We start from the raw sequence: 14,450 nt of genomic DNA, 5'->3' as shown, positions 1-14,450 counted from the left end.
GGCCGGTCTCCATCGTCCCAGCCGGAGGCCAACGAGGCATCCGTACCGGGCGGTCGACGGCACCGGCAGCTCCTGCGGGCCACCCTACGCGGCCGGGGCCAACTCGCCCATGGTCAACCGGAAGGACGGGCTCAGGCGGCGCAGACCACGTCCCGGTCGCGCTCGGTGGGGCGGACTCGGGTGCTGCGCAGCGTGGCCTTGAGCGGCGATTCCTGGCGGACCGAGACGGCGACCTTGCCATCGGAGGTGACCTGGCGAACGCCCCGGTTGGTGTTCCTGCGAACGGCGGGGGCGGCGCCGACGGGCACGGCCTCGGCCGACTCGTCCTGCATCGGGACCAGCACCCCGGGCATCTGCTCGGCCAGCGCGACGGTGTCGCTGACCTCGCGCAGCAGCTCGGACAGGCGGGCGCCGAGCGCGTCGCAGATCGCGGCGAGCAGCTCGCTGGACGGCTCCTTGTGCCCGCGCTCGATCTCGGAGAGGTAACCAAGGCTGACGTTGGCGGCGGTGGACACCTCGCGCAGGGTGCGCTGCTGCCCCTGCCGGCGCGCCCGCAGTGCGTCACCGATCACCCGGCGTAGCAGGACCATCGCACCTCCCCCTGAGGGATACCTCTCGCTCGGCGTCCCGCGGCCGGTCGCGGCGGACCGCGCCGGCCCCGAGCGCCGAAGCCTTCCCGCAACCGTACCCGGTGTAGGCCCGGGCGACATCCCGCCCCGCCCGTCGGTTCGCCCGGGCCGGCTCACCGTCGCCCGGCCCCGGCCGTTCCCGCCGCGGCGGCGCTGGCGGTCCCCGCCGCCTCCGCGGCATCCGCGGCGTCCGCGGCGTGGATCCGCTCGCCGAGCAGCCGCAAGGCCTCGGTCACCGCCGCCGATCGGACGTGGTCCCGGCCCCCGTCCAGGTCGAGCTGGCGCACCTCACCGCCGTCCGGGCCGGCGACCGCGACGTAGACCAGGCCGACCGGCTTGCCGTCCTGCGGCTCGGGACCGGCGACCCCGGTGGTGGCGAGCCCCCAGTCCGCGCCGCAGCGCTGCCGGCCACCCTCGGCGAGCGCCGCCGCCACGTCCGGGTCGACGGGCCCCCGCTCGGCCAGCAGCTCGGCCGGTACGCCCGCCAGCTCGGACTTCAACTCGGTGGCGTAGACCACCAGCCCACCCCGGTAGACGTCGCTGACCCCGGCGATCTCCACGATCGAGGCGGCGAGCAGCCCACCGGTGAGTGACTCGGCCGTGGCCAGCGTCTCGTGCCTCTGCGACAGGCTGTGCACCACGCCCGCGGCCGGACTGCCGACCTCTGGACTGCCCGCCGGCCGTTCCCGACCCTCATCCCGCTCCATGCACCCGTCCTTCCCCACCCATTCCCACCCAACCCTCCCCCGACCGGTGGCGTCGATCATGAAGTTACTGCCCCGACACGCCGCGCCGGACGGCGATAACTTCATGATCGACGGGGCGACGGCGGGGGCGGGGTCCGTGGGGGCGGGGTGGGGTCAGCGGGGGCGGCGGAGGCGGAGGGCCTGGGCTATGTAGTCGAAGCCGGTGGCCACGGTGACCAGGACGGCGGCGCCCATGATCCAGGGGCCCACGGGGGCGAGGGCGGCCGGCATCGGCCAGAGGTACCAGGCGATGGCCAGGATCTGGAGCGCCGTTTTGACCTTGCCGCCTCGGCTGGCCGCGATCACGCCGTGCCGAATCACCCAGAACCGCAGCCCGGTGATCCCCAGCTCACGGACGAGGATCAGCGCGGTCACCCACCAGGGCAGCCGGTCGTACCAGGAGAGCAGCACCAGGGCGGCGCCCGTGAGCGCCTTGTCCGCGATCGGGTCGGCCACCTTGCCGACCGAGGTGACTAGCCCGAACCGGCGGGCGATCCAGCCGTCCACCAGGTCGGTCGCGGAGGCGACCGCGAAGATCAGGCAGGCCGCCATCCGCCAGCCGGCGTGGGTCATCCCGGCCATGATCACCGAGGCGGCGAAGACTGGCACCAGCACCAGCCGTAACGCGGTCAGCGCGTTGGCCGCGTTGAGCACCGGCACCCCGGGAACCACCCGAGGCGGCGTGGACTCCGTCGCCCCGGTCACCGCCTCGCCCCACTCGGACCGCCGTGGCGTTCCCGACACCGCACCACCTGGGTCCCCCGCTCCGCTCGGGCCCGCCGTCACCGTGCCGCGCCGGGCGCCGCCGAGATCATCTCATCCGGCACGGCGAGCAGGTCCACCCCTTCGGTGCCGGTCACCCTTGCCCGCACGAGGTCACCCGGGCGCAGCGCGGCCAGGTCGACCCCGCCCTCGACCGGGGCGACCAGAGTCGTCGAGCCGTCCACCTCCGGCGCCTGGTGCGCCGCCCGGCCCTCCACCACGCCATCGACGATCGAGTCGACCAGCACCTCGACGGTCGAGCCGAGCCGATCCTCCGCCCGCTGCGAGCAGAGCTCGTCGGCGAGCGCGCTGAGCCGGTCGTAGCGCCGCTTGATCGTCGCGGCGGAGACCTTGCCGGGCAGCCCGGCGGCCTCGGTGCCGTCCTCGTCGCTGTAGTCGAACATGCCGATCGCGTCGAGCCGGGCCTCGGTCAGGAAGCGGACCAGCTCGTCGACGTCGCCGCGGGTCTCGCCGGGGAAGCCGACGATGAAGTTGCTCCGGGCGCCCGCCTCCGGGGCCAGCGCCCGGGCGCTCGCCAGCAGCTCCAGGAACCGGTCGGTGGAGCCGAAGCGGCGCATCCGGCGGAGCACCGGCTCGCTCGAGTGCTGGAACGACAGGTCGAAGTACGGGGCCACCCCCGGCGTGCCGGCGATCGCCTCGACCAGCCCGGGCCGGGTCTCGGCCGGCTGGAGGTAGCTCACCCGGACCCGGACGATGCCGGACACCGCGGCGAGCTGCGGCAGCAGCTTCTCCAGCGCCCGGGGGTCGCCCAGGTCCTTGCCGTACGAGGTGGAGTTCTCGCTGACCAGCACCAGCTCCCGGACGCCGGACTTGGCCAGCCACTCCGCCTCGGCGAGCAGCTCGTCCGGGGTACGCGAGACGAACGCCCCACGGAAGGCCGGGATGGCGCAGAACGCGCAGCGGCGGTCGCAGCCGCTGGCCAGCTTCAGCGAGGCGACCGGGCCGGTGTCCAGCCGGCGGCGCAGCACCTGACGCAGGTGCGCCGGGGTGTGCTCGTCGGTGTCGACGGCCGTGCGGGCCGGGCTGCCGTGCCCGGGCAGCGACACCGCGGCCTCGCGCCGCTTAACCGGGGTGAGCGGCAACAGCTCCCGCCGGTCCCGCGGGGTGTGCGCGGTGACCTGCTCGCCGGCGACGACCGCGCTAAGTCGGGCGGCGATGTCCGGGTAGTCGTCGAAGCTCAGCACCGCCTGCGCCTCGGGCAGGCTGTCGGCCAGCTCCCGGCCGTACCGCTCGGCCATGCAGCCGGCGGCGACCACCTTCGCGCCGGTCTCGGCGGCGGCGAGCAGGGTCTGGATGGAGTCCTGCTTGGCCTTCTCCACGAAGCCACAGGTGTTCACGACCACCACGTCGGCGCCCTCACCGTCCGTGGTCACCTGCCAGCCGTCGGCGTGCAGCCGGGCGGCCAGCTCCTCCGAGTCGACCTCGTTGCGGGCACAGCCCAGGGTGAGCAGGGCCACGCGACGGCCCTCGGCGGCGGACGACAGCTCCAGCGGCGTCGGACGCGCCGAGCTGGAAGGGGAGGTGGCAGACACCATCCGAGGGTACCGGGCCGACCGGGGAAGCCCGTGCACGCGGGCGGCCGGGAGATCGGGCGCACTCCTGCGCCCGTACCTCGGCACCTCCTTCGGGCCCCAGCCCGCTCCTCAGCCCGCCCCGCTGTGCTGCGGCGCGGACTCGCTCGGCAGCCGGGACAGGGCGGTGGAGAGCAGCCCGGCGAGCTGTTCGGCCTCGAATTCGCCGGCGCCCGGCCCGCGGACCAGCAGCAGCACGAGGTCCCCCCGCCGGCCGACCACCCGGTCCGGCCCGGCGTACGCCTCGTCACCCACCTCGGGCAGCGGGACACCCGTGCTCCGCCCGACGGTCAGGTTGAACCGGGCCATCGTTCCCCGGGTGACCTGGAGCGCGAGGACGGTCGCCCCGCTGCCGTCGACGAACGACGCCATGCCCCGCACCTGACCGGTGCTCGTGGCCGGTCTGACCAACGACACCCGCCGGCCGGTCGCGGCGCCCACCTCCGTCGCGCTGAGCAGGCGCTCCGGCTGGACCGCGCCGTGGGTCGCCGTGGCGGGCAGGACGCTGCCGGCCGGCGGCTCCTCCTCGGCGTACGCGTCCGGGTCGGCCTGCTCGGGCGCCGCGCGCTGGACGGTCACCCCGAGCACCCGCCGGGTCCACGGCCGGACCCGTGCGGTGACCACGTCACCGAGCCGACACTCCCCCGCGATCTGGTCCGGGATGATCCACGCACGGAGCCGCTCGGCGTGGCCGTCGTCGATGACGAGGTAATGGTTGATCGTCCGTCCCGGCCCGTCGTCCGACGTCTGCCGCTGCCACACCTGGTGCCAGAGCACCTCGCCGGTGACCGTGGCCGGGGCCACCAGGTCGACCAGCGCCCGGAGGAGGAGATACCCGGCGAGGCCGAGCAGCGCGAACCCGAGCAGGACGAAGCCGAGCGTGACCGGGCGGAGGTCTGTGAACCCCGTCGAGCCGGCCGACGAGTCCCCGGTCGAGGCGAGGAACACCCCGCCGACCACCCGGGCGAACGTCCAGCCCAGCAGGCCGGCGATCAGCGCCCGGAAGACGACCCAGCCCAGCGGCTGGCCGTACCGGGGCAGCCCGCGCGGATAGCTGACGCTGACCCGACGCCACCCGCCCCCGTACGACGACCAGAGCTGTTTCCGGTCGGCCATGCCCAAATCGATCACCTGCGAGGCCACCCGGGTGACGCCGAGTGCGGCCCCGTACGGCAGATAGCGGTCCCAGACCGTGACGGCGGCGGGCGGCAGGTCGGCGAAGCTCTCGTGCCCGGCGAGCCAGGCGCGCAACCCCAGCCAGCGGGCGGCGGCGGCCCGGCCGGCGGGGGTGTCCCGTTCTCCGAGGTCCCGGCCGGCGAGGCCGGCGAGCGCGACGATGGTGACGAGGAAGGCGGCGACGGGAGCGAACGGGTCCTCGCCGGAGCGGGCCACATAGTGCCAGACCCCGCCCGCGACCCCGCCGGCGGCGACAGCGCCGAGCACGGTGAGCAGGACAACCAGTGCCCGAGAGAACCGCCGACGGGAGAGCCCGAGCCGCTGGGCGTCGGCCACGATCGACCGGCGCAGCCGTTTGGCCCACGAGGCGGATCGGTTGGCGTCCGAGAATCCCAGTGCGGTCAGCGGCACCATCCCGTCGACCGCGCGGGCCGCCACCCGGTCGAAGACTTGCCGCTCGTACCGGTTGAGGTCGTCGGGGGCGCGGCCGGTCAGGTGCACCGTGGTGTGCCGGGGATCGGGGCCGGCCTGGCGCAGCTCCAGGTAGCGGCGCGCGGCGAGGTCGAGCAAGGTGGACTCGGCTGCGTCCACGGTGAACTGCCAGCGGTTGGCCAGCAGGCTGACCACGGCCGGCGGCTCCTGCCCGGGGAACTCCATGGCAGCGGGCGCTGAGGCCACGGCGGCGGGCCGACTGGCCAGCCGGGTGATCCCGTAGACCAGCGCCCAGAGGGCGAGGCCCGCGACCGGCAGGCCGATCTCGACGACCGGGTCGGAGAATTCCAGCACGGCTAGAACCGGACGGAGACATCGGTGCGCTCCGGACCGGTCGCCTCGAAGTACGACTCGGGACGGAAGCCGCCCAGCCCGGCGATGACGTTGGTGGGCAGGGTCCGCACGGCCGTGTTGAGCGATTGAACGGCCGAGTTGTAGAACTGCCGCGCGTAGGCGATCTTGTCCTCGGTGGCGGCCAGCTCACGCTGCAGCCCGGCGAAGTTCTCACCCGCCCGCAGCTGCGGGTACGCCTCGGCGACGGCGAACAGCCGACCGAGCGCCTCGGTCAACGCACCCTCGGCGTCGACCCGCGCCGGCCCACCACCCGCCACCGTCGTGGCCGTGACCCGTGCGGCGGTCACCGCTTCCAGCGTCGCCCGCTCGTGCCCGGCGTAGCCCTGCACCGTCGACACCAGGTTGGGGATCAGCGAATGCCGCCGTTTCAGCTGGACGTCCACCTGCGCCCAGGACGCCTGCACCTGGGCCCGCAACCGCACGAGCCGGTTGTAGCCGCCGACCGCGACGACCAGCAGCACGACGACGAGCACCACCAGGACAGCTACCAGCACCAGCCCGAGGTTCATGACACCTCACGTTCAAGTTGCTCCGCCGGCCCCGTCGCGGCGGTCGCCTCCATGATGATCGGTTCCCGGGGCCGGCAACTCCGCCCGGTCGCCTATGCGACCGTCCACTGTTCGGTCAGTCCCGATCGCGCCAGCTCGCGAACCGGTCAGCGCGTCGCGGCTCCCACCCGGGTCAGCCGGTCGAGCAGGAAGACCTCGGTCCCGGCCAGACCGGTGGAGCAGAAGACGGAGACCTGGTCCACGGTGGTTCGGCCGGGGACCGCGCCGGCCAGGACGCCGCCCAGGTCAAGCAGCCGCCCGGCGTACGGGGGCGTGGCGGCGAGCATCGGCGGCCGGTAGTCCTTCGCCTGGGCCGGCGAGTCGGTAACCAGCAGGTCGGCGGCGTCGAGCAGGTCGGCACCGAACTCGCTGCGATCGCGCTGCTTGAAGCCGACCGCGTTGACGTGCGTGCCGGGGCTCAGGTCGGCGGCACAGAGGACCGGGGTCGGGCTGGTGGTGGCGAGCACCACCATGTCCCGCCCGGCCACCGCCGAGCCGGGGTCGGCCACCGCGCGGGCCGGCACGTCCAACTCGGCGCGGACCCGGGCGGCGAAGGCGTCCCGCCGGGCGGCGGAGCGGCTGTGCACCACCACCTCGCGCAGTGGGCGGACCGCCGCGGCGGCCCAGACCTGGGTCCACGCCTGCCGACCGGAGCCGATCACGCCGAGGGTGGCCGCGTCCGGTCGGGCCAGCGCGTCGACCGCCACGCCACCCAGCCCTCCGGTACGCCGGGAGCCCAACTCCTCGCCGATCGCGACGGCCCGGATCGCGCCGGTGCGGGCGTCGTGCAGCACCACCAACTGTTCGCCCTGCGGGTGGCCGAAGGTGTCGTACGAACGGAAGCCGTACCACTCGTCGACTAGGTGCCCGGCGGTGAGCACCATCCGCCCACCGCTGAGCGAGGCGGTGGCCCGGGGCGGGGCGACCAGCCGCCCGTCGTACGCGGCCAGCAGGGCGGCGCGCATGGCGTCGACCGTGGTGGCGGCGTCCAGCACGGCGGCGACCTCGGGGTCGGCGTAGAGCAGGGTCATGACCGCCATACTGCAAGTTGAAGTGAGGTGCAGGTCAACGCGAGGTGGCGGGGGTCACCGAGCCGTCGGCGGACCGGGGCCGGTGCTAGCGTCGGTGCCGGTGGCCCGGTCGTCCGTGGCCGCCCCGGACGAGTGGTGGGCGTACCCGGTCAGGCCAAGACGCCCCGCGTGACGTGCAGACTCCACTCGTCCCGGCGCGACAGCCCGGGCGCTCCCCGTGAGGTGAACGATGGCCTGGCTGGTATTGGTGATCTCGGGACTGCTGGAGACGGCCTGGGCGATCGCCCTGGAACGCAGCGCCGGCTTCAGCCGGCTGATCCCGTCGCTGGTGTTCGCGGTGACCCTGGCGCTGAGCATGGGCGGGCTGGCGTACGCGCTGCGGGAGATCCCGATCGGCACCGGGTACGCGGTCTGGGTCGGCATCGGCGCGGTCGGCACCGCCCTGGTCGGGATGCTGGCGCTCGGCGAGTCGGCGAGCCTGCCCCGGATCCTGTGCCTGCTGCTGGTGGTGGCCGGCGTCGTCGGTTTGAAGATCTTCCACTGAGTACCGCGCGGCGCGGCGCCGGTACGCGTGAGCAGCGCCCACAGTGGGTAGAGATCGATCCGTCACGACAGGCTCTCACCCGGAGGCAGACATGGCCGACATGCCCAGCACCGCCCGCCCGCGCAGCAACGCCGCCCGGATCCTCACCATCGTGGGCTTCGTCTTCGCAGTGCTCGCCCTGCTGCTCAACCCGATCATCTTCGGCGTGCTCGGCGTGATCGCCGGCATCGTCGGCGCGGTGCTCGGCGACAAGCCGTTGGGCTGGTACGCGGCCGTGGCCAGCGTCGTCGCCGCGGTGATCAGCCTGGTGATCATCTCCGCGCTGATCAACAACTGACCACTTCTTCCGCCACGGGCCCGCCGGACACCGGCGGGCCCGCCGCGTTGCCCGGTCAGTCCCCGCCGCCGCGCAGGCCGACCAGGACCTCCTCCAGCTCGTCCGGCTTGACCAGCACGTCGCGCGCCTTCGACCCCTCCGAGGGCCCGACCACGCCACGGGTCTCCATCAGGTCCATCAGCCGGCCCGCCTTGGCGAAGCCGACCCGCAGCTTTCGCTGGAGCATCGAGGTGGAGCCGAACTGCGAGGTGACCACCAGCTCGACCGCCTGCGTCAACAGGTCGAGGTCGTCGCCGATGTCCTCGTCGATCTTCTTCTTGGTGTCCTGTGCGGGGGCCAGCACGTCCTTGCGGAACTCCGGCTCGCGCTGGCCCTTGCAGAACTTCACCACATCGGCGATCTCGCGCTCGGTGACCCAGGCGCCCTGGATCCGCACCGGCTTCGAGGCGCCCATCGGCAGGAACAGCCCGTCACCGCGGCCGAGCAGCTTCTCCGCGCCCGGCTGGTCGAGGATGACCCGCGAGTCGGCCAGCGAGGAGGTGGCGAACGCCAGCCGGGACGGCACGTTCGCCTTGATCAGGCCGGTCACCACGTCGACCGAGGGGCGCTGGGTGGCCAGCACCAGGTGAATGCCGGCCGCCCGGGCCAGCTGGGTGATCCGGACGACCGAGTCCTCCACGTCGCGCGGCGCGACCATCATCAAATCGGCCAGCTCGTCCACGATCACCAGCAGATACGGGTACGGACGCATCTCCCGTTCACTGCCCGGCGGGGCCTTGATCTCGCCGTTGCGTACCTTGCGGTTGAAGTCGTCGATGTGCCGGACCCCGTTGGCGGCGAGGTCGTCGTAGCGCATGTCCATCTCGCGGACCACCCAGTCCAGCGAGTCGGCCGCCTTCTTGGCGTTGGTCACGATGGGCGTGACCAGGTGCGGGATGCCCTCGTAGCCGGTCATCTCGACCCGCTTCGGGTCGATCAGCAGCAGCCGCACCTCGTCCGGGGTGGCCCGGGTGAGGACGGACACCAGCAGTGTGTTCAGGCAACTGGAGTTGTGCGTGGGGATGCACGCACGACTGGCCAGGTACAGGTGGCTCGGGCTGTCGACCTCGATGCATCGGACGGGTACCGAGGGGATCGGCCGCACGTCCACGATGTAACGCCGCGAGGTCGTCGCGCGCGTACCGATCACCTGGCGGCTTGCTTTGCGCGTCAGCCGGAAGACCTTGTCAGCCGGGGTGAAGTGAATCCGATAGCAGGTGGAGGTCAACTCACTCCGACCTTTCACCCGCTTGGTCGTCATTGTGGCCTGGTAACCGAGCCCGATGATCAACTCGAGAGCATCCTGCGCCAGACGCTCATTGGTGAGTGCGAGCTCGACTCCGCCTTGCGCGGAAACCGTGCCATCGGTGTCCAGCAGACCTGCCAGCAGGGCTCGCCGCTGCTGCTCAGAAGATCGCAGATAGCTGGCAGGGATGTGTTTCGTACCGAGCTCGCGGAACAACTGCCGCAGCGTCCGGTATCGGTCACGGGAAGGAGCTCCCGGCTCGATGTGGCTCGGCGGCTGAAGCCTTTCCTGACCGCGGGCCGCCAGACACACCGCGGAAAGGCCGACCCCGACCTGCCTGGCCGCCCGAGCGAGGCTCACGCCCCGGGTGAATAGCTCCACAGCCTCGGCGATTCGCCCGTCCCGCTCCGGCCTGTTCGAGATCGTGTACTGCATCCGGCTGGCGGGATGCTTTGTCACGACGTACCCGTCCAGACGAATGTTGTCCAGCAACTCCTCTTCGTCGCACGTAAAACCCGCCGACCCGGTGGTGCCATCACCCAGCCAGCAGCCCAAGGTGTACGGCGCGATCGGTAGATCCTGCTCTGGATAGTCGAGCGCTCCGCACACTGCCACCGCGTGATTGGTCCAGGATCCGCTACGCCCGACCACCCGTAGCGAGGCTGCTATCTCTGCCGTCGTGACTGGTCGATCGTCAAAGCTGAGCCTCCGACCTGATCGTCCCGGATCTGCGACAAGTTCGCGCAATGCCTGGTAGACCCGATGACGGGAATAGGTAGGGACCCGCCGGGTCACCTCGCGACCACCCCGCAGGTAGCTGGTCAGGGCGTTCCCTGGCTCCTTAGGCAACCCACGCACGATCCGGTACAGCACGTTCCGGAACTGCTGGCCGACATCTGCGATGACCTCGTCAGTCGACACCGGTCGATCGAGATCCGACAGCACCGTGTCGGCTCGTGCAGTCACCCGCTGCACATCATTGACGGACCAGTAGGAACCATCCTTCCAACGGTGGGTTCGCTGGGTCCGGCCAGCCCTCGTCGTCGTCTGCCACTGGTGCTGGGCGTCGGCGACGATGACCGTGCCGTCAGAAAACTCCACCTCGTAACAGGGGCGGTCATACATGACCGCGGTGGCGGCGACGATGGTGCACGGCCGGCCCTGCTCGTCGAACACCTTCCCACCTACCCGGAGAGCACCCATGGTGGACCATCCGTCAGGCGTAGGGATCGGTGTATCGAGGGCCAGTGCCTTCCCAGCGCCCGTGGCTCCCGCAATGAGGATGTGCGGCATCTTGGCGAGGTTGGCCACCACGTAGCCGCCCTCGATGTCCTTGCCGAGCGCCACGACCATCGGGTGGTGGTCGCTGGTCGCCGCCCGCGAGCGCAGCACGTCGCCGAGCGCGACGTTCTCCGGGTCGGTGTTGGGGATCTCCACGCCGACCGCGCTCTTGCCCGGGATCGGGCTCAGGATGCGTACGTCCGGCGACTTGACCGCGTACGCGATGTTGCGGGACAGCTGGGTGATCCGTTCGACCTTGACGCCATGCCCCAGCTCCACCTCGTACCGGGTGACCGTCGGCCCCCGGGTGAAGCCGGTGACCGCGGCGTCCACGTCGAACTGGTCGAACACCCCGGTCAGCGCGGCGATCACCTCGTCGTTGGCCTTGCTGCGGGTCTTCGCGGCGGCGCCGGCGCTGAGCATGTTGGCCGGCGGCAGGGTGTAGTCGCCGGCCAGGCCGGTCAACGCGAGCTGCTCGGCGCGGGTCGGCGCGGGCGAGTGCTCCGGCGGCTCGGCCGGCTTGCGGCTGGCCGGCACCTTCGCCGGCGCCTTGCGCGGCAGCACCATCGTCTCCTGGAGGTCGGCGCCGTCCAGGTCGTCGAAGTCGTCCGGGTCCACCGGCGGCGGCATCCGCTTCGCGGGTCGCTTGCGCGCCGGCCGGACGGCCGTCCCGTCCGCCTCCTCCTCGGTGGCGTCCGGCGAGGCGACCAGCCCACCGGCGAGCAGGCCCAACCGCTCGGGGATCTTGTTGATCGGCGTGGCGGTGACCACGAGCAGGCCGAAGAGCAGGAGCAGGATCAGCAGCGGCACCGCGACCCACGCGGTGACCGCGCGCTCCAGCAGGCCGCCGACGCCGGCGCCGAGCAGGCCACCGGCGAAGTCACGCTGCACCGTGTCGACCGGGTCCTGGCCGATCTGGAGCAGCGCGGCGGTCGACACGAGCAGTGAGCCCCAGCCGATCAGCCCCCGGCCCCGGTGTGCCGGATCGGCCGGTTGGCGCATCAGACGCCAGGCCCCGATCATCAGCAGCACCGGCAAGACCACGGAGATCGCGCCCAGGAACAGTCGCACGGTGTCGGCGAGCCGCGTGCCGACCGGGCCCGCCCCGGAGAACCAGAGCGCGACGGCGCTGAGCAGGGCGAGGCCGAACAGCAGCAGACCACCGCCGTCGCGGCGGTGCTCAGGGTCGAGGTCGCGGGCGGAGGCGGCCTGCCGGCCGGCGGCCCGCACCGCCCACCCCATTCCGTGCGCCAGCCCCATCCACAGTGCACCGATCGCGCGGCCCACGTAGACGGCCGGTCCGGGCCGGGAGGCCGCGGTGCGGCGCCGAACCGGTGCCCGGGTCTTCTTCGCCGGTTGACGGGCACGGCTGTTGGTGCCACCGCGCGGCGACGCGCCGCGTCGCCGGCTCGCCTGAGAGGTACGGCCCGCCATAGAGTCACGGTAACGGCGGGACCCGGCAGATCGCCGCTTTTCCGGGTCGTGTCCGCGCGTCGCAGCACGGACCGCGCCGCCGGCCGTGATATCCGCCTCAGGAGGGATGCCCGATGGCGTCGCCGGGATTCGAGGACGATCCGCTGGCCGGGCACCCTGACGCGTTGCGTCCGCTGACCGGCGAACTGGTCGCGGCGGTGCTCGCCGCGCGCGGCCGGCCGGTCGGTCGAGCCGTCAACGGCGACCTGGTGGGCCGCTTCGACGACAACCTGATCTGGTTCCTGCGCCTCGGCGGGGACGGCGAGCTGCTCCAGGTCCGCACCCTGGTCGCGCCGACCTTCTCCATCGAGCAGGTGCCCGCGCTGTACGCCTTCTGCAACTCCTGGAACCACGACCGGCTCTGGCCGAAGGCGTTCGTGCACGTCGACGACGACGGCCGTGCTCGGGTCTGTGGTGAGGTGATCACCGATCTGGAACGCGGAGTGACCCCGCACCAGCTCGACCAGCTGCTCGACTGTGGCATCTCGGCCGGCTGCCAGCTCGCCGTGGCGGTCGGCCGGTTGCCGGGGGCGGTGCCGGCATGACCGGCCGGGAGGAGTCCACGGGCAGCCGGACGGATGATCCCGGCGTTGCGCGCAACGGCCCCGCTGAGCGGGTCGCCGTCCGTCGCGTTCCGGCGCTGGTGGCCGCGCTCGCCGACGCCCGGGACCTGCCCGACGGGCCGGGGCGGCTGGTGGCCCTGGAGCGGCTCGCCGAGCGGGCGGACGCCGCCGGAGACGCGCGGACCGCGGTGGAGGCCCGCTTCGCGCTGATCGAGGCGTACCTGCTGCACGGAGAGCGGTGGCGGCTGGTCGAGCCGGTACGGCGCTGCCGGGCCGCCGCCGATCACCGACCCGAGCTGCTCGCCGACGCCGAAGCCGGTCCGCTACTGCGCTACCAGCGGTACGCGGTGGAGGCGCTGCTCGGCACTCCCCGGGTCGGGCTGGACCAGACCCGGTCCCTCCTGGACGACCTGGCCCACCGGGTCGGCGTGGACGGGCCCGACGCGCCGACCGTCGCGGAGCTGCGCTGCCGGATCGCCGATCACCTCGGTGACGAGCCCACCGCCCGCCACTGGTACCAGCGCTGGGCGGGGACGCGTCCCGGGCCGACCGGCGGTTGCCCGGGCTGCGCCCCGGCCCGGCGCGCGGAGCTGCTCGCCGGCTGGGGCGAGTGGCGAGCCGCGCTCGCCGAGCTGCGGGAGTGCGCCGACGAGCCGGAGGACTGCACCGACCAGCCCGAGCGGGCGCTGGTCGCGGTGCTGCTGCCCGATCTGCGGGCCGGTGAGCCGGAGCGGGCCGCGGCGGCACACGTGCGGGCGTACCGGCGGCACCGGCGCGAGCGCGCGGCGTTCCCGCACCTCGCCGCGCACCTACGGTTCTGCGCGTTGGGCGGGCACCTGGAACGCGGGCTGGACGTCCTGGCCGAGCAGCTGCCCCGGTTGGACGAGCCCACCGACGACCTCGCCGCGATGGAGTTCGCCGCCGCGGGGGCGCTGGTCTGCGGGCTGGCCGTGGAGGCCGGCCTGGGCGGGCGGACGGTGCACCGCCCGCCGTACGACGGGCGGCCGGCCACCGAGCCGAACGTGGCGACCCTCGGCGCGCTGCTGCTCGGGGTCGCCAGTGAGCTGGCCGGCAGCTTCGACGCCCGCAACGGCACCGGCCACCACTCCGGGCGGATGGCTGCCTGGCTGGCCGAGCGTCCACTCGCCGAACCGGTCCCGCTGCCCGCCGACGACGAGCCCACGGAGGGGCCCGGTGACGGGCCGGGCGAGCAGGAGCTGGTGGCGCTGACCCTCGACATGATCACGTCGGCGCTGGACCGGCGCGGCGACCAGTACCTGGTGGACGAGGGCGCAACGGTGGTCGGGCGGTGGGGTGCCGCGGTGATTCAGTTCCGTCGGGCGGGCGAGAGGGGCGAGGTGCTGCACGCCCGGGCGATGGCCGTCCGCCGACTGCCGGTGGCGCGGCGCGCCGAGGCGTACGCCTTTTGCAACGCGTGGAACCACGACCGGCTGCTACCCAAGGCGTACGCGCACGACCTCGGCGAGGAACTGGTGCTGGCCGGCGACGTGGCCACCGACCTGGCGCACGGGGTGACGCCGGCGCAGCTGCTGGTGCTGGTGGACGCCGCGATCGCCACCGGCGTCGCGTACGCCGAGGCGGTCGCCGCGCTGCCCTGACCAAGGGCGACGCCCGCC

The 14,450-nt window shown here is 73.0% G+C and carries 11 protein-coding genes, 1 pseudogene and 1 riboswitch; of the genes and pseudogenes, 4 read left to right on the top strand and 8 right to left on the bottom strand.

The genetic code is table 11. The features are described from left to right. Positions 1–131: 131 nt before the first annotated feature. The 7 genes from ACWD6N_RS19490 to ACWD6N_RS19460 all read right to left on the bottom strand — a co-directional run bounded on the left by ACWD6N_RS19490 (position 132) and on the right by ACWD6N_RS19460 (position 7,330). Positions 132–590 (bottom strand): helix-turn-helix domain-containing protein, encoded by a 459-nt coding sequence (locus tag ACWD6N_RS19490; protein WP_089017185.1) that lies wholly within the window; start codon positions 588–590, stop codon positions 132–134. Between the two features lie 152 nt (positions 591–742). Continuing rightward, positions 743–1,336, bottom strand: coding sequence for a CinA family protein (locus tag ACWD6N_RS19485; RefSeq protein WP_449936265.1), 594 nt, complete (start codon positions 1,334–1,336; stop codon positions 743–745). Positions 1,337–1,489: 153 nt separating this feature from the next. Beyond that, complete coding sequence (gene pgsA / locus ACWD6N_RS19480) at positions 1,490–2,080, bottom strand: CDP-diacylglycerol--glycerol-3-phosphate 3-phosphatidyltransferase (protein ID WP_354963316.1); 591 nt, start codon at positions 2,078–2,080, stop codon at positions 1,490–1,492. Between the two features lie 77 nt (positions 2,081–2,157). After that, a complete protein-coding gene (gene rimO / locus ACWD6N_RS19475; protein WP_387325385.1) occupies positions 2,158–3,693 on the bottom strand; it encodes a 30S ribosomal protein S12 methylthiotransferase RimO in 1,536 nt (511 codons plus the stop codon). 108 nt (positions 3,694–3,801) lie between these two features. Beyond that, a complete protein-coding gene (locus ACWD6N_RS19470; protein WP_450005008.1) occupies positions 3,802–5,691 on the bottom strand; it encodes a DUF2207 family protein in 1,890 nt (629 codons plus the stop codon). Positions 5,692–5,693: 2 nt separating this feature from the next. Continuing rightward, positions 5,694–6,260, bottom strand: a complete 567-nt coding sequence (locus ACWD6N_RS19465) for a LemA family protein (RefSeq protein WP_354963211.1) — start codon at positions 6,258–6,260, stop codon at positions 5,694–5,696. A gap of 146 nt (positions 6,261–6,406) precedes the next feature. After that, the gene (locus tag ACWD6N_RS19460) at positions 6,407–7,330 is read right to left on the bottom strand and encodes an ornithine cyclodeaminase family protein (RefSeq protein ID WP_387325530.1); all 924 of its coding nucleotides are present in this window, start codon (positions 7,328–7,330) and stop codon (positions 6,407–6,409) included. Between the two features lie 101 nt (positions 7,331–7,431). After that, positions 7,432–7,499: riboswitch (guanidine-III (ykkC-III) riboswitch) on the top strand. A 60-nt stretch (positions 7,500–7,559) separates the two neighbouring features. On the opposite strand from ACWD6N_RS19460, the gene sugE reads away from it, so the two are divergent. After that, positions 7,560–7,874: a quaternary ammonium compound efflux SMR transporter SugE gene (sugE, locus tag ACWD6N_RS19455; RefSeq protein ID WP_354963213.1), complete on the top strand. Its 315-nt coding sequence runs from the start codon at positions 7,560–7,562 to the stop codon at positions 7,872–7,874. Positions 7,875–7,965: 91 nt separating this feature from the next. Next, positions 7,966–8,211: a hypothetical protein gene (locus ACWD6N_RS19450; RefSeq protein ID WP_387325392.1), complete on the top strand. Its 246-nt coding sequence runs from the start codon at positions 7,966–7,968 to the stop codon at positions 8,209–8,211. 73 nt (positions 8,212–8,284) lie between these two features. Here the strand turns inward: ACWD6N_RS19450 and ACWD6N_RS19445 are convergent. After that, positions 8,285–12,211: pseudogene (locus ACWD6N_RS19445) on the bottom strand (DNA translocase FtsK 4TM domain-containing protein); the annotation flags it as partial. A 113-nt stretch (positions 12,212–12,324) separates the two neighbouring features. Between ACWD6N_RS19445 and ACWD6N_RS19440 the strand changes: the two are divergent. Next, positions 12,325–12,795, top strand: coding sequence for a type III secretion system chaperone family protein (locus tag ACWD6N_RS19440; protein WP_354963214.1), 471 nt, complete (start codon positions 12,325–12,327; stop codon positions 12,793–12,795). Continuing rightward, entirely contained in the window at positions 12,792–14,432 is a 1,641-nt protein-coding gene (locus tag ACWD6N_RS19435) for a YbjN domain-containing protein (RefSeq protein WP_354963215.1), read from the top strand. Before ACWD6N_RS19440 ends, ACWD6N_RS19435 begins: the two co-directional genes overlap by 4 nt. The last annotated feature ends 18 nt before the right edge of the window (positions 14,433–14,450 follow it).

It is taken from the genome of Micromonospora sp. NPDC005163 (assembly GCF_053599835.1).
Note: the sequence above shows the minus strand (reverse complement) of the source record. Positions and strands in the feature narration are given on the sequence as shown.

Excerpts from the sequence above, each read along its gene's own strand:
- ACWD6N_RS19490 (WP_089017185.1), bottom strand. The coding sequence starts at position 590 with ATGGTCCTGCTACGCCGGGTGATCGGTGACGCACTGCGGGCGCGCCGG.
- ACWD6N_RS19485 (WP_449936265.1), bottom strand. The coding sequence starts at position 1,336 with ATGGAGCGGGATGAGGGTCGGGAACGGCCGGCGGGCAGTCCAGAGGTC.
- rimO (WP_387325385.1), bottom strand. The coding sequence starts at position 3,693 with ATGGTGTCTGCCACCTCCCCTTCCAGCTCGGCGCGTCCGACGCCGCTG.
- ACWD6N_RS19465 (WP_354963211.1), bottom strand. The coding sequence starts at position 6,260 with ATGAACCTCGGGCTGGTGCTGGTAGCTGTCCTGGTGGTGCTCGTCGTC.
- ACWD6N_RS19460 (WP_387325530.1), bottom strand. The coding sequence starts at position 7,330 with ATGACCCTGCTCTACGCCGACCCCGAGGTCGCCGCCGTGCTGGACGCC.
- sugE (WP_354963213.1), top strand. The coding sequence starts at position 7,560 with ATGGCCTGGCTGGTATTGGTGATCTCGGGACTGCTGGAGACGGCCTGG.
- ACWD6N_RS19450 (WP_387325392.1), top strand. The coding sequence starts at position 7,966 with ATGGCCGACATGCCCAGCACCGCCCGCCCGCGCAGCAACGCCGCCCGG.
- ACWD6N_RS19440 (WP_354963214.1), top strand. The coding sequence starts at position 12,325 with ATGGCGTCGCCGGGATTCGAGGACGATCCGCTGGCCGGGCACCCTGAC.
- ACWD6N_RS19435 (WP_354963215.1), top strand. The coding sequence starts at position 12,792 with ATGACCGGCCGGGAGGAGTCCACGGGCAGCCGGACGGATGATCCCGGC.